The organism is Rhodopseudomonas sp. AAP120, from assembly GCF_001295845.1.
In the GTDB taxonomy this organism is placed as follows: domain Bacteria; phylum Pseudomonadota; class Alphaproteobacteria; order Rhizobiales; family Xanthobacteraceae; genus Rhodopseudomonas.
Window position 1 is genome coordinate 23,838 of record NZ_LJIC01000071.1, and the last position, 22,426, is coordinate 46,263.

A 22,426-nucleotide genomic window follows, 5' to 3' on the forward strand; every position below is an offset into this window, starting at 1 on the left:
GCGCTATTGCAGGCTGAGCGCCACGAAGCGCAGCTCGCCGTCGCCGTTGGAGACCAGCAGCAGCACCGACTTCTTGCCGTCCTTCTTGAGCTGGTCGACGCGCTTCTTGATCTCGGCGGCGCTCGCCACCGATTCCTGCGCGACCTCGACGATGACGTCGCCCGCGCCGAGCCGCTTCTCGGCCGCGTCGGAGCCGTCGTCGACGCCGGTCACCAGCACGCCCTTGACGCTGTCCTTGATCTTGTAGCGGCCGCGCAGATCCTTCGACAGCACGGCGAGATCGAGGCCGAGCGCCTTCTGCGTCACCGGCTTCTCGGGCTCCGGCTGCGACTTGGCCGAGGCCGGCTGCGGCTTGGCGCCGTCGTCGAGGCGGCCGAGCGTGACCTGCTTGGTCTCTTCCTTGCCCTTGCGGATGATCACCACGTCGACGGTCTTGCCGACCGCGGTGTCGGCGACCACGCGCGACAGGTCCTTCGGCTCCTTGACGTCCTTGCCGTCGAATTTGACGACGACGTCGCCCGGCTCGATGCCGGCCGGCTTGGCTGGGCCCTTGTCGTCGATGCCGGCGACCAGCGCGCCGCGCGCCGGCTTGATGTTGAGGCTCTCGGCGATTTCGTCGGTGACCTGCTGGATGCGCACGCCGAGCCAGCCGCGGCGCAGCTCGCCGAACTGGCGCAGCTGATCGACCACGCCGACCACGGTCTTGGACGGCACCGCGAAGCCGATGCCGATCGAGCCGCCGGACGGCGAGATGATCAGCGTGTTGACGCCAATCACTTCGCCGTTGAGGTTGAACAGCGGGCCGCCGGAATTGCCGCGATTGATCGCCGCGTCGGTCTGGATGTAGCTGTCGTAGGGTCCGGAGTTGATATCGCGATTGCGCGCCGAGACGATGCCGGCGGTCACCGTGCCACCGAGCGAGAACGGGTTGCCGATCGCCACCACCCATTCGCCGAGCCGCAGCTTGTCGCTGTCGCCGAACTTCACCGAGGTCAGCGTCTTGCCGGCCGGCGGGGTGAACTTCAGCACCGCGAGGTCGGTCTTCTTGTCGACGCCCACCAGCTCCGCCTTGATCTTGGTGCCGTCGTTCAGGATCACGTTGATCTCGTCGGAGTCGGCGATCACGTGGTTGTTGGTGACCGCGACGCCGGACGGATCGATGATGAAGCCGGAGCCGAGCGAATTGGTCTTGCGCGGGCCGCCGTCCTTGCCGCCGCGGCGGTTCTTGAAGAAGTCGTCGAAGAACTCCTCGAACGGCGAGCCCGGCGGCAGGTTCGGCTTGGCGCTGTTGCCTTCGCCGGGCGAGCCCTTGGCGTCGACCGTCTGGGTGGTCGAGATGTTGACCACCGCGTCGATCACCTTCTCGGCGACATCGGCGATGCCCTCGGGGCCGCGGGCTTGCGCCGGCGCCACCGTGAGCGCGGTGGCGGCGCCGAGGCACAAGGCCGTCAGCAGGGGCCGGATGCGAAGGCCGAAGGCGTGGGTCGCAGCGGACATGATCGAGACGTCTCCTGAAGGAAGCACGGCGCCATCCGGCGCGGCCATCTGACAACTCTGCGCCCGGTGCGTGGCCCGGCGCAAGCATCGGAATCGTTTGAAACTACCCCATCCGCGGCACCGATTGCGGCGAAATGCAGACGCACCGGCTCACGATGGCGTTGAAAACCAAAGACTTGCCTCGGCTCCGGCAAATCGGCCGGCGGTGAGCCTGATCCACCCGACACCCGCAGATGAAGCGCGCGGCCGACTTGGCGGCGGTTCCGGGGAGCGTGCGAGCCGCGGCTCAGTGGCGGACCAGCCAGATCAACAGCAGGCCGAGCACGGCCGACACCAGGCCGACGGCCCGCAGCACATTGTCGGGGGTCGCCAGCGCGCTTTTCATGGCGCGCCGCATCCAGCTCGGGCTCGCGGCGAAGATCAGGCCTTCCAGCACGAACAGTACACCCACCCCGATCAGGAGGTCGGCGAATGCGAAAGACCTCATGCGACTGTATCCTCCCGGCCGGCGATGGCGCCGGCTGCAATTGTCAAAGAGCGCGGACCCTGCGGTCCGCGCCCTGATGTCGCGCCTGTTCTAATCGAGCGTATCGGGGAACGCAAAACGCATTCCCGCCCGATAGCTATTCGCAACCGTGCCGTTAGCGCGGCACAGCCGGTGCGGCGGGCGCGGCTGCGGCCGGAGTTGCTGCGGCCGGAGCCGTCGCGGCGCCGTTGCGACCACCCGGCGTCCCGAAGAACCGGAAGAAGTCGGAGTCGGGCCGCAGCAGATAGCGGGTGTCCGAACTCTTCAGCGCGTTGTCGTAGGCCGTCATCGACCGGTAGAACGCGAAGAACTCCGGATCCTTCGAGTAGGCCGAGGCGAACAGGCGGTTACGCTCGGCGTCGCCGGAACCGCGGATCTCTTCGGCCTGCGAGTTGGCTTCGGCGACGATCACGGTGGCTTCGCGGTCGGCGCGAGAGCGGATCTCCTGCGCCTTCTGGCCACCCTGGGCGCGGAACTCGGCGGCTTCGCGCTGACGCTCGGTCTGCATCCGCTGATACACCGCCTGGCTGTTCTGATCCGGCAGATCGGCGCGGCGGATGCGGACGTCGACCACCGAGATGCCGTAGTTCTCGGCTTCGCGGTCGAGCTGGGCGCGGATCCGCTGCATCAGGCCTTCACGCTCGTCGCGCACCACCTGGATGAAGGTGACCTCGCCGAGCACGCGGCGCAGAGCGGCGTTGAGTAGCGTGGTGAGCTGGATGTTGGCGGCCGGGATCGAGCCGACGCTCTGATAGAAGCGCAGCGCGTTGCGGATGCGATAGCGCGCGAACGCGTCCACCACGAGCCGCTTCTGGTCCGACGCGATCACTTCCTGCGACGGATTCTCGAGGTCGAGGATGCGCTTGTCGATGCTGATCACCGAGTCGATGAACGGCGCCTTGAAGTGCAGGCCCGGTTCGGTAACCACGCGCACCGGCTCGCCGAGGCGAACCAGCAGGACCTGCTCGGTCTGGCGCACGGTGAACAGCGACGACCAGCCGACGATGACGACGACCAGGAGAACGATCAGGCCGACAATGCCCGCGATACCCGCTCTCATCGGGTGCCTCCCTGCGTCTGCTGGTTCTGCTGCGGCTGCGCCGCCGGCGCCTGCTGCTGACGGCGCGGGCTGAGTTCGCTCAGCGGCAGATACGGCACGACACCCTGGCCCGCATTCGGACCGGAGCCGGGGTCGTAGACGAGCTTCTCGGCCGGGCCGAGCACGCGCTCCATGGTTTCGAGATAGATGCGCTCGCGCGTCACGTCGGGAGCCTTCCTGTATTCTTCATAGACGTCGAGGAAGCGCGCGCTCTGGCCCTTGGCCTCGGCGACCGCCTGCCCCTTGTAGCCTTCGGCGTTCTGGATGATCTGCGCGGCGCGGCCCTTGGCGTCGGGGATCACACGGTTGGCGTAGGTCTGCGCTTCGTTCTGCAGCCGCTCGAGGTCGGCGCGCGCGGCCTGCACGTCGCGGAACGCGTCGATGACCTGCTGCGGCGGATCGACCTTCTGCATCTGCACCTGCTGCACCAGGACGCCGGCGCCGTAGCTGTCGAGCGTCTTCTGCATCAACTCCTGCACGCCGGTCTCGATCGTGGTGCGGGCGCCGGTCAGGATCGGCTGGATGTTGGAGCGGCCGATCACTTCGCGCATCGCGCTCTCGGCCACGGCCTTCACGGTGCCTTCCGGATTCTGGATGTTGAACAGGAAGTCGCCGACGCCGTCGGGCTTGATCCGCCACAACACGGTGAAGTCGACGTCGACGATGTTCTCGTCGCCGGTCAGCATCAGGCTTTCCTCGGGCACGTCGCGCACCGTGGTGCCGCGCCGCGCCGGATCGCTGATCAGCGTCATGCCGATGCTGATCGTCGACACGCGCAGCGCCTTCGGCAGCAGCACGGTCTCGATCGGATACGGCAGGTGATAGTTCAGGCCGGGCTGCACGGTGCGCACGTGCTTGCCGAAGCGCAGCACCACGCCGAGCTCTTCGGACTGCACCCGGAAGAAGCCCGACAGGCCCCAGATGGTCAGCGCGCCGAGCACCGCGATGGCGATGCCGAGGCCGCTGAAATAGCCGCCGGGCAGCATCTGCTGCAGGCGATCCTGACCGCGGCGAAGCAGGTCTTCGAGATCAGGCGGCCGCGGACCCGATGATTGCGGCCCCGAGCCCCACGGCCCCTTCGGACCAGAACCCCATGGGCCTCCACCTTGATTCTTCCACGGCATCAACAATCTCCTCGGCGGTCCGGCGATCATGCGGACCACAATTTGTGCACGGCTTTATAGGGGACAGCCCGGGCAGGCACAACGCGCGTCGTCTCACGTCGCGAACTATGTCTTGACACAGGTTTGTCAATGCAAAGGCGGGCGCCGCCAAGGTTAACGTGCAGCGCAGCGTCGATAGGTCACATACGAGAAATCGGCAGTATCTTCGGGGCCGGCGGGCTGGCGGGTACGTGCCACCTCCTCCCACTCGGCGCGGTCGATCGCCGGGAACGTGGTGTCACCCGCGGGGCTCGCGTGTACCTCGGTCAATTCGATACGCGAGGCCGTCGGCAACCAATGGGCGTAGATCTCGGCGCCGCCCATCACCACGATTTCGGTGGCAAAACGCCGCAGCGCATCGCCCGCCGCGACCTGCTCGGCGGCCTCGAACGACGGCGTCACCACGACGCCGCGCGCCTGGAAAGCGGCATCGCGCGTCACCACGATGTTAGTACGTCCCGGCAACGGCCGGCCGATCGACTGATAGGTCTTGCGGCCCATGATGACCGGCTTGTTCAACGTGATCGCCTTGAACCGCCGCAGATCGGACTTCAGACGCCACGGGATCGCGTTGCCCTGCCCGATCACGCCGTTCTCGGCAACGGCGACGACGAGCACGATCGGCAGGCGCGGCGCCGAACTACTCACACCGCCACCTCGGCCTTGATATGCGGGTGCGGATCGTAGCCGTGCAGCGTGAAGTCTTCGTAGCGGAAGCCGAAGATGTCCTTCACGTCGGGATTGATCGACATCACCGGCAGCGGCCGCGGCGTGCGGGTGAGCTGCAGCCGCGCCTGCTCAAGATGATTGGAGTACAGATGCGCATCGCCGAGCGTATGGACGAAATCGCCCGGCTTCAGGCCGGTGACTTGCGCCATCATCATCGTCAGGAGCGCGTAGGAGGCGATGTTGAACGGCACACCGAGAAACACGTCGGCCGAGCGCTGATAGAGCTGGCACGACAGCTTGCCGTTCGCGACGTAGAACTGGAACAGGCAGTGGCACGGCGGCAGCGCCATCTTCTCGACGTCGGCCGGATTCCACGCCGTCACCATCAGCCGGCGCGAGTCCGGGCTGCGCTTGATCATCTCGACGACGTTCGCGATCTGGTCGATCGAGCCGCCGTCGGCGGTCGGCCAGGAGCGCCACTGCGCACCGTAGACCGGGCCGAGATCGCCGTTGGCGTCCGCCCATTCGTCCCAGATCGTGACGCCGTGGTCGTGCAGATATTTGATGTTGGTGTCGCCCTGCAGGAACCACAGCAGCTCGTGCACGATCGCCTTCAGCGGCAGCCGCTTGGTGGTCAGCATCGGGAAGCCGGCGGCGAGATTGAAGCGCATCTGGTGGCCGAACACCGACAGCGTCCCGGTACCGGTGCGGTCGGTTTTCTCCGCGCCGTCGGCGAGGATGCGTTCGAGCAGGTCGTGGTACTGGATCATCGGGGGCTCGCGGTATCGCTCCTCACGGCCGCCGGCGGCGATTCCGGATCGGGAAGCCGGATCGGGAGGACTCGCTGCTCAAAATACCCCCCCGGACTTAAACGACAAGCGTTCATCCGCCCGTCCGGGTCTTTGTCACGGCTTTCTCAGGGCGCCTGTCGCTTAAGCACCATCCGCCACTTCTGCACCTCCCTCCCCACCACGCCCGCCAGCGCCTCGGGCGTGCGCTGGTCGGGCGGCGGAACAACGGCGCCGAGACCGGTCATCGGTTCGCGCACCTCGGGCTGATCCAACGCCCGGACCGCCGCCGCATTGAGCGTGGCGACCACCGCGGCGGGCGTATCCTTCGGCGCGAACAGGCCGTTCCAGGCCTCCACCTGAAACTTCGGCAGCCCCGCTTCCGCGGCCGTCGGCACTGTCGGCACCGCCGGATCGCGCTCGGCGCCGGCGATTACATAGGCCTTGATCACCTCGGTGCGCAGCGGCAGCACGGCGTTGACCATCTGATCGCACATATAGTCCACCTGCCCCGCCACCAGCGCGTCCATAGCCGGCCCCGTGCCGTTGAACGGCACCCCGGTCGGATTGATCCCGAGCAGATGGTTCAGCAGCATGCAGGAGGTATAGGACACCGAGCCGACACCCGCATGGGCGAGATTGATCGTATCCTGGTGCGCGCGCACGTAGAGCACGAACTCGCGGAAGTCGGCCGCTGGAAACTCGCGGCGGGCCAGCAGCAGGATCGGCATCCGCGCCACCAGCGCCACCGGCGCGAAATCGACATCCGGCCGGTAGCCGAGTTTCGGATAGAGCGCGACTGCGGCCGCATGGGTGCCCATATGGCCGAGCACCAGGGTGTAACCGTCCGGCAGCGCCTGCGCCGCCTTGAGCGCCCCGATCGTGCCGCCGGCACCCACGATATTGTCGACCACCACCGGCTGGCCCAGCGACTTCGCCATCTCGGCGGACACGATGCGCGCGACCACGTCGGTCGGGCCACCTTTAGCGAACGGAACGATCAGCGTGATCGGATGGGACGGAAAACTGGGCGCCTGGCCGATTGCCGGACCGGACAGCGACAAAGGGAGCACCAGGAGGGCGGCGGCCACAACCGCCACGCGCCTCAACGCCGCCGCGTACGCGAACGAAAGCATATCCGGTCTCCGGCAGAATAGGCTGGTGATATCCAAACCACTGGATGGAAATCAACCGGATCGCACAAACCCGATCCGATCCGATCCGGCAGGCCGGCACGTCTGCGCCCCCCGCATGTCGACGCCCCCTCGCAAGCTCTATCCAGTCGCGATGGCTGCCGGATCGCCGAGCGGCGCCCGCTGCACGTCCTGGTGCGGGAGGCGCGCTCAGTTCGCCGCGGCCTCTTTCAGCACCGGTGTCCATTTGGCGATCTCCGACTCGACCAGCTTGCCGAGCGCCTCGGGCGTCCGCTCTGACCGCTCCGGAATGACGCTGCCGAGATCCAGCAGTCGCTTGCGAACGTTGTCGTCGTCGAGCGCCTTCACGGCCGCGGCATTGAGGGCTGCGACGATCGGTTCGGGCGTGCCCTTCGGGGCGAAGATCGCGTTCCAGGCCTGCGCCTTTAACGCCGGCAAGCCGCCCTCGGTGGTGGTCGGCACGTCCGGCAGCGACGGATTGCGCTCCGGCGTGGCGATCGCATAGGCCTTTATGGTGCCGCCCTTGATCTGCGGCACGGCGTTGACGATCTGGTCGCACATGAAATCGACCTGCTTGCCGACCAGCGCATTCATCGCCGGGCCGGTGCCGTTGAACGGCACGCCGGTCGGCTTGATGCCCAGCACCGAGTTCAGCAACTGGCAGGACACGTGTGAAACCGAGCCGACGCCGGCGTGAGCTTCGTTGAGCTTGTCGCCATTGGCTTTGGTGTAGGCGATGAACTCGGCCAGATCCTTCGGCGGGAAATCCGTCCGCGCAAGGATCAGGATCGGCGTGCCGGCCAGCAGCGACACCGGCGCGAAGTCCTTGCGCGGATCATAGGCGAGTTTCGGATACAGCGGCACCGCGGCGGCGTGGGTGCCCATGTGGCCGGTAATGATGGTGTAGCCGTCGGGATTGGCGCGAGCCGCGCGGGTCGTCGCGGTGGTACCGCCGGCGCCGACCACATTCTCGATCACGATCGCCTGGCCGAGCGTGGTCGACATATGCTGAGCGACGATCCGCGCGATCACGTCGGTCGGACCGCCGGCCGCGAACGGCACGATCATCGTGATCGTCCGGGTCGGGTAGTCCGCCGCGAGCGCGGGCGTCGCCAGAACGGCGCCGGCCGCGAGGGTAAAGCGGCCCAGCCGCAGCAATCGAGCAAGCAAATTCATGTCGTGGCGCTCCTGCCCTGTCGAATTGTTCTTGCGATCAACAACAGCTCAACAACTAACAGCCGGCCAGAGTGGCGTAACGCCGCAGGCGGCCGGCTCAACCTTCGGATTCGACGAACACCTCGTCGCGCTTGCGCCGCAGCGCGGGTAGCACCGCGAGGATCAGCAGGCCCGCCGCAATGGCGAGCAACGTCGCCGACAGCGGCCGGGTGACGAACACCGTGGCGTCGCCGCGCGAGATCAGCAGCGCGCGGCGCAGGTTCTCTTCCATCAACGGACCAAGCACCATGCCGAGCAGCAGCGGTGCAGGCTCGAAATCATGCTTGACCAGCCAGTAGCCGATCAGGCCGAAAACGCCGGCCAGCACGACGTCCATCGGCGCATTGTTCACCGAATAGATGCCGATCGAGCAGAACACCACGATCGCCGGGAACAACAGCCGATAAGGCACCCGCAGCAATCGCACCCACATCCCGACCAGCGGCAGGTTGATGATCAGCAGCATTAGATTGCCGATCCACATCGAGGCGATCATGCCCCAGACCAGGTCCGGCTGCTTCTGCATCACCTGCGGCCCCGGCACGATGCCGTGGATGGTCATCGCGCCAACCATCAGCGCCATCACGGCGTTCGGCGGAATGCCGAGCGTCAGCAGCGGGATGAACGAGGTCTGCGCCGCCGCGTTGTTGGCGCTTTCCGGTGCCGCCACGCCTTCGATCGCGCCGCGGCCGAACCGCTTCGGATCGCGCGAGATCTTCTTCTCGAGCGTGTAGGCGGCAAACGACGCGATCACCGCGCCGCCGCCGGGCAGAATGCCAAGGATCGAGCCGAGGATGGTGCCGCGCCCGATCGCCGGCGCCGAGTCCATCAGATCCTTCCTGGTCGGCATCAGGCCGGTGATCTTGTTCTGCACCAGCTGGCGGTCGGACTCCGCGCCGGTGTCGAGATTTCGGATGATCTCGGCGAAGCCGAACACGCCCATCGCCACTGTGGCAAACCCGAGGCCGTCGGCGAGCTCGGGAATCCCGAAGGTCATCCGCGACGCGCCGGTTTCGATGTCCGAACCGACCATCGACAGCAGCAGGCCGAACAGGATCATGGCGATCGCCTTCAGCACCGAACCCTTGGCCAGCACCACCGCGAAGATCAGGCCGAGCACCATCAGCGAGAAGTACTCGGCCGGACCGAACGCCAGCGCCAGCTTCGTCAGCGGCGCGCCGAGCACCGCGATCAGAACGGTGGCGGCGCAACCGGCGAAGAACGAACCAATGGCGGCGATCGCCAGCGCCGGGCCGGCTCGGCCCTGCTTCGCCATCTGGAAGCCGTCCAGCGCCGTGACCACCGACCCGGCCTCGCCCGGAATGTTGACCAGGATCGATGTGGTCGAGCCGCCATACTGGGCGCCGTAGTAGATGCCGGCGAGCATGATCAGCGCGCCGACCGGCGGCAGGCCGAAGGTGATCGGCAGCAGCATCGCCACCGTGGCGATGGTGCCGATACCCGGCAGCACGCCGACCAGCGTGCCGACCAGTGCGCCGACGAGACAGAGACCGAGATTGACCGGAGAGGCTGCGACCTGGAAGCCGAGCGCGAGGTTCGAGAACAGATCAAGCATCGCGCACTCACCGCATCAGGAAGCTGGGATACAGCGGCATCGGCAGCCCGAGCGCGTAGGGAAACAGCAAGCTGCAGCCGAGCGTCAGCGTGATGCCGACGATGATGGTTTCTTTCCAGCGTGTCTCGGGCGTGCCGAGCGCTGAGATCAGGAAGCTGGCGAAAGCGGAGATGATCAGTCCGAGCGGACGGATTGTCGCAGCGAAGGACAGGATCGCGAGCCCGACGAACAGCGGCCCGCGCCAATGGAACTTCGCCATCGGCGCGCCGTCCATCAGCACGCCCGTCGCGGCCAGAATGAATCCGAGCCCGAGCAGCAGCACCGCGAAGATCCGCGGCGCGGTTCCGGCGCCAAACGAGAAGCCCTGCATGCCTTGAAGATCGCTCGACGCCCACAACGCGAAGGCGGCCACGGCGGCCAGCGCGAGACCGCCGATGAAATCCTGCGGCCCGCGAATCCATTTGGGAGATACGGATTTATCCGAGAGCCCGCTCGGCGCTTCGCTCATCACACCCTCCCCATTGTCGTCGTCGCGCCCGGTTGTTTGTGGGCGGCATTGTTATCTTGCCTACCCATTTTCGTCAGACAACGCCAGCGAAACCCAAGACGCCACCGGCGATCAGCAGCCAGAGCGGGTTGATGCGCGTGGCTCCCGCCACCACTGCGACGATCACCGTAACCACCGCCGCACCCGCCGACCGATCGGAGGCCATGGCCAGGACGAAGCCGCTGGCGCACATCAGCCCGATCGACAACGGCACCAGCGCCGCCTGAATGATCGCCGGCCATGGCGAATGGCTGGAGCGGCCGAGCATGCGGCTGACGACATAAGCCAGCGCCGCGGTCGGGCCGCACATCGACAGCGTCGCAACCATCGCGCCGACGACGCCGGCGACCTGGTAGCCGATCAGCGTCACGATCAGCACGTTCGGCCCCGGCGACAGTTGCGCAATCGCATAGGCATCGGCGAACTGCAGGTCGGTGAGCCAATGATGGACGTCGACGACGACGCGGTGAATCTCCGGAACGGCCGCATTGGCGCCGCCAATCGCGAACAGCGACATCATGCCGAACGTCGTGGCGAGCGAGCCGAGCGATGAGTCACCGCTGCTCATTTGGCGCGCCGCCCCACCGCGTAGTGCGCAGCGTAGCTCGCGCCGATGCTGAGCGGCACCATTACTGCCAACACCGCCGGCAACGGCAACCGCAGCACTCCCACGGCGACGAACACCGCTGCCAACAGCGCCAACGCGACCGGGTTCCGCTTGCGCAGCAGCGGCAGCAGCATCTTGGACGCGACCGCGAACAACAGCCCCACCGCCACGCAGGTGACGCCCGCGAGGGTACGGCGCAGCGCCTCGATCTCGCCATAACGCGCATACAGCGCAGCGAGCGCGGTGACGATCAGCACTGGCGGAGCGAGCAGCCCGGTGAACGCCGCGATCGCACCGGGGATGCCGCGGAACCGCGCGCCGAACACCACCGACAGGTTGACGATGTTGGGTCCCGGCAGGAAGTGACAGAGCGCGAAGGTCTCGTTGAACTCGTCCGCCGTCATCCAGCGGTGCTTCTCGACGATGCCGCGCCGCGCCCAGACCAGCACGCCGCCGAACCCGGCCAGCGACATTTGCGCGAAGGCAATGAACAGCTCGCCCAGCCCCGGCCGCGGAACCGGAGCCGCACTGTCTGCAACAACCGCAGAAGGATCGGGCATGGTGAAGCTGTAGAACGGCCGCCGACGGCGAACCATCTCTTTTTCCGGAGAGCCGCCTGTTCTGCACACAGCCGAGGGATTCGCCTCGAATGCCCTTCCGCCCCAGGCCGGCGCCCCCTATATTGGGTGCGTCGGGGCAACCCGACTATGGAAATAAACGGCCGCCGTAATAAACCATTCGGACCCGGGGGCAGTACCCGGCGCCTCCACCAAAGCCCGTGACGCAGCAGATTGCGCGGGTTTCGGCGGGGGCGAAACAGGATCGACGAGGGCGTAAAGGGCTCGCTTTTTCCCGGTATTGTTCCGCCGTTATCGGGCTACTGCAATAGTTGCCAACGACAACTATGCTCCGGTTGCTCAGGCTGCGTAACGCAGTTTGAAAGACCAAGTCTAAAGTCCTAACGGGTTAAGCTCCGTTAGGCGGGGTTCGGAGGCACCTGGCAACAGAAGCCTCCACTCAATCTCCCGCCGCGCTCCTGAAGCGCTCTCGACAGCGCAAGGACGCCCAACATTCAGCCGCGGATGGCTGCTGACCCCAGACCGCTGCCGGGGTAGCATCCTCCGACATGATGCGAGTCGGGTCCGAACGAATCGGCCCGGGTCGATGGCGCCGGCGGGCACAGGGCGAGACGGGCGAATCCAGTCGAACGAGGTTCGGGCTGGGCAAGGCAGACGGACGAAGCACAGGACAAGTCATGGCCACCGATCACATCCGATACGACGTTCTCGCGCGGGAGGCATTGCGCGGCGTGCTGCGGACCGTCCTGACCGACGTCGCGCAGCACGGCCTGCCCGGCGAGCATCATTTCTTCATCACCTTCCTGTCCAAGGCCGACGGCGTGAAGCTGTCGCCGCGGTTGCTGGCGCAGTATCCCGAGGAAATGACGGTGATCCTGCAGCATCAGTTCTGGGATCTGGTGGTGACCGAGGATCGGTTCGAGGTCGGCCTGTCATTCGGCGGCATTCCCGAGCGGCTCGTGGTGCCGTTCTCCGCGATCAAGAGCTTCTTCGATCCGTCGGTGCAATTCGGGCTGCAGTTCGAGGCCGGCGACGGCGCCGCCGAGACTGCCGATGACGCAGAGCCCGAGAGCTCCGCGGCGGCACCCGTCCCTGCGCTGCCTGCAACGGCGGAGCCTGCGCCGGCCGAGACGACTGCCGAGGAGCCGGTGAAGTCCGAAGGCGCGGAAGTCGTCCGCTTGGACCGATTCCGGAAGAAATAACCCCTGCGTGAATTGCGCAATCGTGCCGCGGACGGCAACGTCCCGCGGCACTTCCGCACGACTCCAAACGTCACCGAAAGGACGATCGCCATGGCGGTTAGAACGGCGCGCAAATCGACGGCCCGCAAATCCGACACCAAGCAAGCGGCCGCGACCCGCACCGAAACCGACAGCTTCGGCCCGATCGAGGTCGCAGCCGATCGCTACTGGGGCGCGCAAACCGAACGCTCGCGGCAGAACTTCAAGATCGGCCACGACCGGATGCCGATCGGCCTCGTCCATGCGCTCGGCATCGTCAAGCTGGCGGCCGCAGAGACCAACCGCGAACTCGGCCTGCTCGATCAACGCCGCGCCGGCGCGATCGCGCGTGCCGCGCGTGAGGTGATCAGCGGCGACCTCGACGATCACTTCCCGCTGGTGGTGTGGCAGACCGGATCGGGCACCCAGACCAACATGAACCTCAACGAGGTGATCGCCAATCGCGCCAACGAACTGCTCGGCGGCGAGCGCGGCGCCAAGCAGCCGGTGCATCCCAACGACCACGTCAACATGAGCCAGTCGTCGAACGACTCGTTCCCGACCGCGATGCATATCGCGGCGGCGCGCGCGATCATGGCGGATCTGATCCCGGGGCTGACGACGCTGCACGACGCGCTGCGCAAGAAGGAGAAGGCGTTCGCCAAGATCGTCAAGATCGGCCGCACCCACACCCAGGACGCGACGCCGCTGACGCTTGGTCAGGAATTCTCCGGCTACGCGGCTCAGGTCGCGAGCAGCCTGGCGCGTCTCAAGCTGGCGGTTAAGGAGCTCTATCCGCTGGCGCAGGGCGGCACCGCCGTCGGCACTGGCCTCAACACCCATCCGAAATTCGCCAAGGCGTTTGCCCAGCGCGCGGCGGCGCTGACCAAGCTGCCCTTCGTCACCGCGCCGAACAAGTTCGAGGCGCTGGCCGGCAATGACGCCTACGTCTCGGTGCACGGCGCGATCAACGCCGCCGCGACCGCGCTGTTCAAGATCGCCAACGACATCCGCCTGCTCGGCTCCGGTCCGCGATCCGGTCTCGGCGAACTGATCCTGCCGGAAAACGAGCCGGGCTCGTCGATCATGCCCGGCAAGGTCAACCCGACACAGTGCGAAGCCATGACCATGGTGTGCTGCCAGGTGTTCGGTAATCACACCACGATCACCGTCGCGGGCAGTCAGGGCCATTTCGAGCTCAACGTCTACAAGCCGGTGATGGCGCACGTCATGCTGCAATCGATCGGACTACTCGCCGACGCCGCGCGCTCCTTCACGACGAACTGCGTCGACGGCATCCGTGCCGACGAGACGCGCATCGGCGACCTGATGCAACGCTCGCTGATGCTGGTGACCGCGCTGGCGCCGAAGATCGGTTACGACAACGCCGCCAAGATCGCCAAGGCGGCGCATCAGCGCGGGACGACGCTGAAGGAAGAAGCGCTTCGGCTCGGCTTCGTCACCGAGGCGGAGTTCGATCGCCTCGTCCGGCCGGACGATATGACGCATCCGGGCTGACCCGAACTGGCACAGCTCTCGGCTTGAAAATGCCATCTGGGAAATTGATGTAAATCATATCCCTAGCGCGCTCGGATTGATCAACTTGTTCCCGCAGTGTTGCGGTTTGGTTGTTCAATCCGTCTCGGCGGAGCAGATTTAGCAGCATCTGCAGCGGTAAGGACTTTATTCTTGATGGTGATCGAGCCGCCTATGGCTTCGTGCATTCGTGCCCGGCCCGTAAGCGACGCCCGTTGCCGATTTAGTCGATAATGGGTGCTCGTTATGGCGGATGTGGTCAATTTGAAACGTTTCAAGAAACGAGCCGAGCGGGAAGCAGCCGCTCAGCTCGCCGACGTCAACCGCGCACGATTTGGCAGAACCAAATCGCAGCGCGCTCTGGACGATCATCGGGTCAGCCGCGCCAATGAACTGCTCGATCAACACAAAATCGGTGGCGAGGACGCGTCATGAAATCGCCGGTGGTCAAACGGTCGATCGTGGTCGCGGGCCACAAGACCAGTGTCAGCCTCGAAGAGGCGTTTTGGAACGGCATGAAGGAAATCTCCAGCGTGCGGGACATGACCTTGTCCGAGCTCGTTGGCGAGATCGACGGCAACCGTCAGCAGGGCAACCTGTCCTCGGCGATTCGCCTGTTCGTGCTGGACTACTTCCGCAGTCGCGCTCTGCAGCAGACGCAGCCGGCGGTCGAAGCGAAGGCGGATAGCAGCATCGTGGCGCACTGATCGCTTCAGCGATCGGTGCGCTGATCGAAAGGCGCCCGACGAGTCACCTCGGGGGCGTCAGGTCGAGCGGTGGACGCGGCCGAGCCGGCCGCGCATCTCCGGGTGCGGGCCTGATTTCCAAAGGCGGCGGCAAGGGCGCGACTTTGTCGCGCGCGCCGATCAAGCCGTCGATGGACGAAGCGTTGTTCGACGTTGCGGCGTTGGTTGCTGCCGTGTTCGGCACTGCTCCCTTGGGCACCGCATTGTTCGGCGCCTGAGACGATGGCGTGGGCCTGGGCGGCGCGGCACGCGGCTTCGGCAAAGGCGGCGTATGGCGCGGATCGGCGTCCGGTAGCGGCACCGGAGCAGGAACGGTCGCGCGTTGCGGGCCGCCATCCTGATTGCCGCTCTGTGGTGCGCCATTGTCTGGCCCGCCATTATCTGGCGAACCGTTGTCTGGCGAGCCGTTGCTTCGCGGTGCGCTGCCTTTTGCGGTGTTGCCCGGTCCGGGATTGCCCGAGGCTGTGCCACCTCGGGCGCCGGCGCCTTCCGTTTCCTTCGCCTGCTGGCCTCCGGCTGCCTGCCCCGGTTGTTGCGCCGGGGTCGCCGAAGCGGGCTCCCCCTGATTGGACTTCGTGGCTGGGGCGGCACCACTGGCCGACGGCTCAGGGGACGACGACGGCGCGCCCTGCTCGCCGGACCGGCCGGCCGGCAGAACCGGCGGTCTCGCCTCCTGTTCGAGGCTCTGCAGCTTCCTGGTTTCGCGCTCGATTCGTCTCACGGTCAGCCACGACGACAGCGCCGAGAGGTCGACATTGCGCGTCAGCCGTTCGGGGGGCCCGGCCGCAAAGATCCGGATTTCGGGTGGCAGTCCGGGACCGGGACCAGCCACCGCCAGCGTGGCGCGAATGTCGGCCTGGCCGGCCGGAATGTCGTAGCCGCCCGAGATCACCGCACGGGCGCCCTTCGCCTGCAGGGTGGTCGGCGCGACCCGCAGCCGGCCGTCGGCCAGGCTGATCGGCATCTGCACGCTGTCGACCGCGAACGGACCGCCCGCCAGCACGGGCTCGACCAGCCTGGCGAGGCTGACGTCGTCGATCGGCTTGACCGACTCGCCGGCCCGCAGCGCAACCTCGAACGCCTTGGGATCGAGCCCCGGGATCTGCGCACGCTCCAGCGTCAGCGTCCCGCCACCGGCCAGCGCACCACTGAGTGCCGAAGCGCTGCGACCGACGCTGTCGAGCGTCATCTGCAGCGATGCCTTCGCGGCCGGGATCACCTGATCGTCGTAGCGCAGCGCCGCCGCATTTGCGCCGGTGATACTGAGATTGGCGTCGAGCACGACGCCTGAATCGCTCGGCCGGGCGTGAACCAGCACCTTGGCATCGCCGCCTCCGAGCTTGCCCTTGGCGTCGAGGGTCAGCGTGCGTCCGTCATGGCGCAGCACGCCGCCCAGCGGCTGCAGTTCGGTGCCGCCCGGCAGGCTCGCCCGCAGCGTCTGGAACGTCAGCTTGCCGCGCCAGCCGCGCAGCAGCCCGGGACCGAGCGGCTCCGCGGGATCATGACCGGTGACGCCGAGCGCCAGCTGCACCGCCGGCGCGACCGCCATCGTGTCGAGCCCCGCCTCGCCCTCGACGCCGACTTCGTCGCCGAGCGTCAGCGCCAGCCGCCCGCGCAGCCGCGAGCCGCCGACGCCGGCATCGATCTCGCTGAAGCTCCATTGCCGGCCGGCGACGGTGAGCCGCGACGTGGCATTGATCCGAGCCGCACCGGCCTCCGGACCGCTCAGTTCGAGCAGCGGCGCCAGATCCAGACGCCGGGCGTTCAGCGACAGCGTCGCTTTCGGCTCGTCGGCCCAGGGTTCGGCGCGGCCGTCGGCTTCCACATCGAAAGCGCCCCCGGTGAGGCGCGCCTTCAGGTTCAGCGCCCCCTGCCAGGTGCCGCTTGCCGTCGCCTCCAGCGTTCCGCCGCCCTCGCCCGCCGCCAAGGTGTGCCCGAGGCCGAACAGGCCGAGAAGCTCTCCACCGCGCGCGGCGGTGAGCTTGCCATCGAGGCCGACATCGATCCTGCCGAGCGCAGCCGCGTCGAGTTCGCCGACATCGGCTGCCTTGGGCGACGCCTTGAGCGTCACGCGGCCGCTGAGCTGCGGCGACTCGATCTGGATCACCCCACCGGCATTCACCTGCCCGGCCTTCGCCTTGTCGGCATCGAGGGTGAGCGCCAACGACGCCTGCGCGGCGCCTGGCGCATCTCCGATCGTCTTCAGGCGCGCCGACACCGCCGGCGCAAGCGGCTCGATCGCCTCCGCAATCGGCAGGAGCGAGGGCGCGCTGGCCTTCAGATTGAGCCGGCCCGTCGCGGTGTTGCGATCGAGCGTGCCATCGCCCTCCAGGCTGACGCCGGTCGCGCTGCCCGCGCGGAGTTGCTCCAGGGTCAGCGTGCCCGGTCGATAGCCGAACTTCGCCATCAGCGACCGCCAGGTCTGGCCGCTCGATCGCGATCGCGCCTCACGGACGTCGAGCGCGACATCGGCCTGTGCCGGCCAGCCTTCGCGCGGACCGGCAAGCGAACTCACCAGCCCGGACGCGGCGTCGAGATCGATCCGGTCACCAGTCAGTGCGGCCTCGATCCGTCCACCCTGGTCGGCGGTCGCGGCGCGATAGCTGATGCGGCCTTGCAGTGTTCCGCCGTCCGCCTCGATGCTCAGCGGATCAATCGCCACCCCGGCGGCGGACGCGGCGACGCTGCCCTGCACGCGCAGCGGCCTCGGCGTGCTGCCGGCAGCCGGCGCGCGGCCCTGCAGCCAGGCGCTGAGCAGATCCGGATCGGCCGAGTCGAGGGTCAGCGTTCCCTTGAATTGATCGGCCGAACCCGCCGTGCCGGCGCCGCCGCTCAACGCCAGCCGGGAACCGCCCGGCGCGCGCAGGTCCAGACGCTCGACCCGCCACGCCTCGCCGTCGCTGCGCAGCTCTGCCCCAACATCGGTCACCGGTCGGCCGCCGAGCATGATCTGCTCGGCATCCAGCGCAAGCCGCACCGACACCGGCGGCCGCGGCAGATCGCCGACGAGCGCACGCAGCCGCGGCAGCCATGCCGCGTCACCGTCAGCTGCCGCCAACACGCGATCACCATCGACCTGGCGAGCCGACAGCTTCGCGGTGAGCAGCTGTGACGATCCGAGCCGGAGATCGCCCGCGCCGGTGAGCTTCACGGCGCGCTCCTCCGCTCCCCACGACGCCTCGAGCTGATCGAGCACGACCAACGCGGGCACCGCCTTGACCTTGGCCGAGATTCGCCACGGCGTCCGCGGCGGATCGGCGGCGGCGGTCGCGACGAGCGCGGCCGTGCCCTCAAAGCGCGGCGAGCGGCCCTCGAAGGCCAGAAGCCCCTCGAGATCGGTCGACAGACCCGTTCCGGCCTGTTCGACGCCCAGCCGCAGGCGCGTGCCGGTCCCATCCGTGGCCCGTCCGGCAGAGATACGGAACGGATAGCGGCTGCCCTTGAAGCTGAAATTGCCGTCCCCGCGCAGCGCGCTGGCCTGCGCGCGCAGGTCGCCGGCGAAGGCAATATCGCCGAGTTCGATGGTGGAGCGGCTGGCAGCGTCGTGCAACGCAATCCGGCCGGTGACATTGAGCCGGTCGATCGTCAGTGCCGCGAGATTGGACAGGCCAGTGGCCGGCCAGTCGATCCGGCCGTTGGCGTCGAGGCCGAGATCGACCGAGAGGACATTGACCGACAATTCGTCGGCCCGCCACTCGCCGCGCATCAGCGAGCCGAGGCTGAATTCGACGTCGAGCTTGGCGGCGCGGATGCGGCCGGGATCGTTGGCGCCGCCGACCGTAACCTCGCGCAGCCGCAGCGTCGGCGTCGGCAGCAGCCGGGCATCAAGCGGACCGGCCACCCTGACGGGCGCTCCGACAAGACGCGTCGCCTCGGCTTCGAACTGGTCGCGGAACTGATTCCAGTCGACCACGAACGGGCCCACCAGGGCGGCAAGCAGCGCCAGGATCAGCGCAAGGGCCAGGCCGAGCAAGGTGGTCTGCAACGCGGTGTCCCCTCGGGCGATCAGCCGCCCAGGCCAACGATGAACGCAATGATCACGCCAGCGATCAATACCCCCGTGTTTTCAACGCGTAACAACCAACTGTGGCGAACTCACAGCATTTTCGCCGCAGTTCGCCGATCAAGAAAAAGCCAACGCTTCAAATCCCTTGCGGCAGGATCTTGCCGGGATTGAAGATGTTCTGCGGATCAAGCGCCTGTTTGATTGCCCGCATCGCCTGCAGCGCTTCGAGACCGAGTTCGCCCTTCAGATACTTCTGCTTGCCCTGACCGACGCCGTGCTCACCGGTGCAGGTGCCGTCCATCGCCTGCGCGCGCTCGACCAGCCGGTGCATGAACTCGTCGGCCCGCGCCATCTCGCCCGCGTCGTTGACGTCGCACAGCAGCGAGCAATGGAAGTTGCCGTCGCCGACATGGCCGACGATCGGCGCCATCAGGCCGAGCCGCAGCATGTCCTGCTCTGTTTCGGCGACGCAGTCCGCCAGCCGCGAGATCGGCACGCAGACATCGGTGGCGACGACGCCGACGCCGTCGCCGGGTCGCAGCGCCCGCACCGACCAATAGGCGTCGTGCCGAGCCTGCCACAGTCTGTTGCGATCCTCCGGCCGTGTCGTCCAGGTGAAATCGCCGCCGCCGCAATCCTTGGCGATCGCGCCAAAATTCTTCGACTGCTCGCCGACCTCGAACTCGCTGCCGTGGAATTCGAGCAGCAGCAGCGGCGTCTCCGGGAGCGTCAGCTTGGAATAGGCATTGACCGCCTCGACCTGGGCTTCGCTGAGCAGCTCGATCCGCGCCAGCGGAATACCGGTCTGGATTGCCAGGATCACGGCCTGGCAGGCGTCGGTCACGGTCGGGAACGAGCACGACGCCGCCGCGATCACCTCGGGGATGCCGCGCAGCTTGATGGTCAATTCCGAAATGATGCCCAGCGTGCCTTCCGAGCCGACGAACAGATGCGTCAGGTCGTATCCGGCGGACGACTTCTTGGCGCGGGTACCGGTGGTGATGATCTCGCCGTCGCCGCGCACCACCTTCAGAGCCAGCACGTTATCGCGCATGGTCCCGTAGCGCACCGCGTTGGTGCCGGAGGCGCGGGTCGCCGCCATGCCGCCGAGCGAGGCGTCAGCGCCCGGGTCGATCGGGAAGAACAGGCCCTGGTCGCGCAGGTGCTCGTTGAGCGCCTTGCGGGTGACGCCAGGCTGGATCACGCAGTCGAGGTCCTCGGCGTGGACGCTGAGGATCTTGTTCATGTCGCGCAGGTCGATGCAGATGCCGCCGGCCGGGGCGTTGACGTGACCTTCCAACGAGGTGCCGGTGCCAAACGCGATCACCGGCACTTTGTGTTGCGCACAAATCCGCACCACGTCCTGAATGTCCGCCGTCTCCTGCGCCATCACCACCGCGTCCGGCGGCTGGTTCGGCAGCCAAGTCGTGGTGTGGCCATGCTGTTCGCGCACGGCCAGCGAGGTGACGAGGCGGTTGCCGAACCGCGCCGCGAGCGCTTCAATGGCGCTGGCGACCGCCTGCGGTTCTGCATGCTGCGGAATGTTGGTGATGGTCAGGCCCACGATAAAAATCCTCCGGCTCGCGGGCGACCGTGGCAAAGGTTACCGGAGGGGTCAAGGGAGGCAGGATTGACTTTGGAAGTAGATCGCAGCGTCGAGAGCGGCACGATCGCGGCTCCGTTCGTCACCACGGTGATGCAGATCGAGCCCGCCTGGATCGACTACAACGGCCATCTCAACATGGCCTACTACAACGTGCTGTTCGACCGTGCGATCGACCAGATGTGGCTCGAATTAGGGATCGGCCCGGACTATCTGAAGACCCGCGGTGGCTCGACCTTCACGGCCGAATGCCACGTGCGCTATTTGCGGGAAGTGCATCTCGGCGACCCGGTGCGGGTGCACGTGTACTTGATCGCCGCGGACGAAAAACGCATCCATACGTTCGAGGAACTGCGCCACGCCGAGGAAGGCTGGCTGTCGGCCACTTCGGAAAACATGGGGATGCATGTCGACATGAGCGTCCGCAAGGTGGCGCCGTTTCCGCCGGACATTCAGGCGCGGGTCGACCGGGTAGCAGCCGCGCATCGCGCGCTGCAAAAGCCCGAGGGCATCGGACGCAGCGTCGCGATGCCCTCGAAGCGGAGTTAGCTGAGCGGTCAGACTCGGGTTCGGCCGCGCACCAGGCCGACCACGGCCGAGATCAGGAACAGCACGATCGCGATGAAGAAGATGATCTTGGCGATTTCGATCGAGGCACCGGCGATGCCGCCGAACCCGAGCAGACCAGCGACCAGCGCGACGATGAGGAAAGTGACGACCCAACCCAGCATGACATGCTCTCCGTTCGCTTCGGGACGGCCCAAACGGGATATCCCTTGACATTTGATCCGGCTGCGTGCAGCCGCACCGACTGCACCAACAATCCTGGCCGGGAACGAAAGTTCCGGCGCGTTGCGCCTTCGAGACAGGCTTCATTTTTCGGGCTCGCAGGAACGAAATCGACGCCGCGGCGCGGGCATGCAGGCGCAAACCTGTCGCCGAACGCCGCCAGCGCCTATATGCCCGGATAATCCTGCTAAGAAGGCTCCCCTTCCCCCACCCGCGGTGCCATCGTGGGGCAAAGACGATTCGCATGACTGAACCGAACAAGCGCGCCAACCTCGACCTCTCCGGCTATCAGCCCGCCGCCGGCGGCATTGCCGCGCGCGCTCGGGCCGCGGCGGCCCCAGCCTACCTGTCGGGACTCAATCCGGAGCAGCGCGACGCTGTCGAGACGCTCGATGGTCCGGTGCTGGTGCTGGCCGGCGCTGGCACCGGCAAGACGCGGGTGCTGACGACGCGGATCGCCCACATCCTTTCCACCGGCCGCGCCCGCCCCGCCGAAATTCTGTCGGTGACCTTCACCAACAAGGCCGCGCGCGAGATGAAGCTGCGGCTCGGCCAGATGCTCGGCCAGGCGGTCGAGGGCATGCCGTGGCTCGGCACCTTTCACTCGATCGGCGGCCGCATCCTGCGCTATCACGCCGAGCTGGTGCAGCTCACCTCGAACTTCACGGTGCTCGACACCGACGACCAGATCCGGCTGCTGAAACAGCTGCTGGCCGCCGACAATATCGACGACAAGCGCTGGCCGGCGCGGATGCTGGCCGGGCTGATCGACGGCTGGAAGAACCGCGGACTGACGCCGTCGCAGGTGCCGGCCGGCGAAGCCGCCAGCTTCGGTAACGGCCGCGGCGGCAAGCTCTATGCGCAATATCAGGAGCGGCTGAAGACTCTCAATGCCGCCGACTTCGGCGATCTGCTACTGGAAGGCATCCGGTTGTTCCGCGAGCACCCGGACGTGCTCCGGCAGTATCAGAACCGCTTCAAGTTCATCCTTGTCGACGAGTATCAGGACACGAACGTCGCGCAGTATCTTTGGCTGCGGCTGCTGTCGCAGGCGCCCGGCCAAACCTCTCCCCGCGCGCGGGGAGAGGTCGGATCGCGTAGCGATCC

General features: G+C 66.9%; 21 protein-coding genes and 1 other RNA gene. 7 read left to right on the forward strand and 15 right to left on the reverse strand.

The features are described 5' to 3' along the window. Window positions 1-3 precede the first annotated feature (3 nt). The 12 genes from IP86_RS12630 to IP86_RS12685 form a co-directional block, all read right to left on the reverse strand. Complete coding sequence (locus tag IP86_RS12630; protein WP_054162883.1) at window positions 4-1,497, reverse strand: Do family serine endopeptidase; 1,494 nt, start codon at window positions 1,495-1,497, stop codon at window positions 4-6. 286 nt (window positions 1,498-1,783) lie between these two features. After that, entirely contained in the window at window positions 1,784-1,984 is a 201-nt protein-coding gene (locus tag IP86_RS12635) for a DUF2065 domain-containing protein (protein ID WP_054162884.1), read from the reverse strand. 154 nt (window positions 1,985-2,138) lie between these two features. Next, window positions 2,139-3,083 (reverse strand): protease modulator HflC, encoded by a 945-nt coding sequence (gene hflC, locus IP86_RS12640; RefSeq protein ID WP_054162885.1) that lies wholly within the window; start codon window positions 3,081-3,083, stop codon window positions 2,139-2,141. After that, entirely contained in the window at window positions 3,080-4,246 is a 1,167-nt protein-coding gene (hflK, locus tag IP86_RS12645; protein ID WP_054162886.1) for an FtsH protease activity modulator HflK, read from the reverse strand. The genes hflC and hflK overlap by 4 nt, the downstream gene beginning before the upstream one ends. Before the next feature lie 153 nt (window positions 4,247-4,399). After that, window positions 4,400-4,912, reverse strand: a complete 513-nt coding sequence (locus IP86_RS12650; protein WP_054162902.1) for a dihydrofolate reductase — start codon at window positions 4,910-4,912, stop codon at window positions 4,400-4,402. Window positions 4,913-4,929: 17 nt separating this feature from the next. Continuing rightward, a complete protein-coding gene (locus IP86_RS12655) occupies window positions 4,930-5,724 on the reverse strand; it encodes a thymidylate synthase (RefSeq protein WP_054162887.1) in 795 nt (264 codons plus the stop codon). A gap of 146 nt (window positions 5,725-5,870) precedes the next feature. Continuing rightward, a complete protein-coding gene (locus tag IP86_RS12660; protein ID WP_082363979.1) occupies window positions 5,871-6,878 on the reverse strand; it encodes a tripartite tricarboxylate transporter substrate-binding protein in 1,008 nt (335 codons plus the stop codon). A 207-nt stretch (window positions 6,879-7,085) separates the two neighbouring features. After that, window positions 7,086-8,072, reverse strand: a complete 987-nt coding sequence (locus IP86_RS12665; RefSeq protein ID WP_054162888.1) for a tripartite tricarboxylate transporter substrate-binding protein — start codon at window positions 8,070-8,072, stop codon at window positions 7,086-7,088. A 97-nt stretch (window positions 8,073-8,169) separates the two neighbouring features. Next, window positions 8,170-9,687, reverse strand: coding sequence for a tripartite tricarboxylate transporter permease (locus tag IP86_RS12670; RefSeq protein ID WP_054162889.1), 1,518 nt, complete (start codon window positions 9,685-9,687; stop codon window positions 8,170-8,172). A gap of 7 nt (window positions 9,688-9,694) precedes the next feature. Continuing rightward, the gene (locus tag IP86_RS12675; RefSeq protein WP_054162890.1) at window positions 9,695-10,195 is read right to left on the reverse strand and encodes a tripartite tricarboxylate transporter TctB family protein; all 501 of its coding nucleotides are present in this window, start codon (window positions 10,193-10,195) and stop codon (window positions 9,695-9,697) included. Window positions 10,196-10,268: 73 nt separating this feature from the next. Next, window positions 10,269-10,802, reverse strand: coding sequence for a chromate transporter (locus IP86_RS12680; RefSeq protein WP_054162891.1), 534 nt, complete (start codon window positions 10,800-10,802; stop codon window positions 10,269-10,271). Beyond that, window positions 10,799-11,401, reverse strand: coding sequence for a chromate transporter (locus IP86_RS12685; RefSeq protein WP_054162904.1), 603 nt, complete (start codon window positions 11,399-11,401; stop codon window positions 10,799-10,801). Before IP86_RS12685 ends, IP86_RS12680 begins: the two co-directional genes overlap by 4 nt. Window positions 11,402-11,492: 91 nt before the next feature. Between IP86_RS12685 and ssrA the strand changes: the two genes are divergently transcribed. From ssrA to IP86_RS12705, 5 genes are all read left to right on the forward strand, one after another. Then, window positions 11,493-11,859: a transfer-messenger RNA gene (ssrA, locus tag IP86_RS28055) on the forward strand. Between the two features lie 237 nt (window positions 11,860-12,096). Beyond that, window positions 12,097-12,621 (forward strand): SspB family protein, encoded by a 525-nt coding sequence (locus IP86_RS12690; protein WP_054162892.1) that lies wholly within the window; start codon window positions 12,097-12,099, stop codon window positions 12,619-12,621. A 90-nt stretch (window positions 12,622-12,711) separates the two neighbouring features. Next, on the forward strand, window positions 12,712-14,157 hold the full coding sequence (gene fumC, locus IP86_RS12695; protein WP_054162893.1) for a class II fumarate hydratase: 1,446 nt from the start codon (window positions 12,712-12,714) through the stop codon (window positions 14,155-14,157). A gap of 264 nt (window positions 14,158-14,421) precedes the next feature. Beyond that, window positions 14,422-14,610, forward strand: a complete 189-nt coding sequence (locus tag IP86_RS12700; RefSeq protein ID WP_054162894.1) for a DUF4169 family protein — start codon at window positions 14,422-14,424, stop codon at window positions 14,608-14,610. Continuing rightward, complete coding sequence (locus tag IP86_RS12705; protein ID WP_054162895.1) at window positions 14,607-14,882, forward strand: ribbon-helix-helix domain-containing protein; 276 nt, start codon at window positions 14,607-14,609, stop codon at window positions 14,880-14,882. Before IP86_RS12700 ends, IP86_RS12705 begins: the two co-directional genes overlap by 4 nt. Before the next feature lie 43 nt (window positions 14,883-14,925). Here the strand turns inward: IP86_RS12705 and IP86_RS12710 are convergent, their stop codons facing one another. Both IP86_RS12710 and IP86_RS12715 read right to left on the reverse strand, forming a co-directional pair. Continuing rightward, a complete protein-coding gene (locus IP86_RS12710; RefSeq protein WP_054162896.1) occupies window positions 14,926-18,906 on the reverse strand; it encodes an AsmA family protein in 3,981 nt (1,326 codons plus the stop codon). A gap of 157 nt (window positions 18,907-19,063) precedes the next feature. Next, window positions 19,064-20,491: an FAD-binding oxidoreductase gene (locus IP86_RS12715; protein WP_054162897.1), complete on the reverse strand. Its 1,428-nt coding sequence runs from the start codon at window positions 20,489-20,491 to the stop codon at window positions 19,064-19,066. Window positions 20,492-20,557: 66 nt separating this feature from the next. On the opposite strand from IP86_RS12715, the gene IP86_RS12720 reads away from it, so the two are divergent. Further along, window positions 20,558-21,079, forward strand: a complete 522-nt coding sequence (locus IP86_RS12720) for a thioesterase family protein (RefSeq protein WP_054162898.1) — start codon at window positions 20,558-20,560, stop codon at window positions 21,077-21,079. A gap of 8 nt (window positions 21,080-21,087) precedes the next feature. On the opposite strand, the gene IP86_RS12725 is transcribed toward IP86_RS12720, so the two are convergent. Then, on the reverse strand, window positions 21,088-21,261 hold the full coding sequence (locus IP86_RS12725; protein ID WP_082363981.1) for a DUF1328 domain-containing protein: 174 nt from the start codon (window positions 21,259-21,261) through the stop codon (window positions 21,088-21,090). A gap of 302 nt (window positions 21,262-21,563) precedes the next feature. On the opposite strand from IP86_RS12725, the gene IP86_RS12730 reads away from it, so the two are divergent. Then, a partial coding sequence (locus tag IP86_RS12730; protein WP_156332485.1) for an ATP-dependent helicase occupies window positions 21,564-22,426 on the forward strand: 863 nt, incomplete at its 3' end.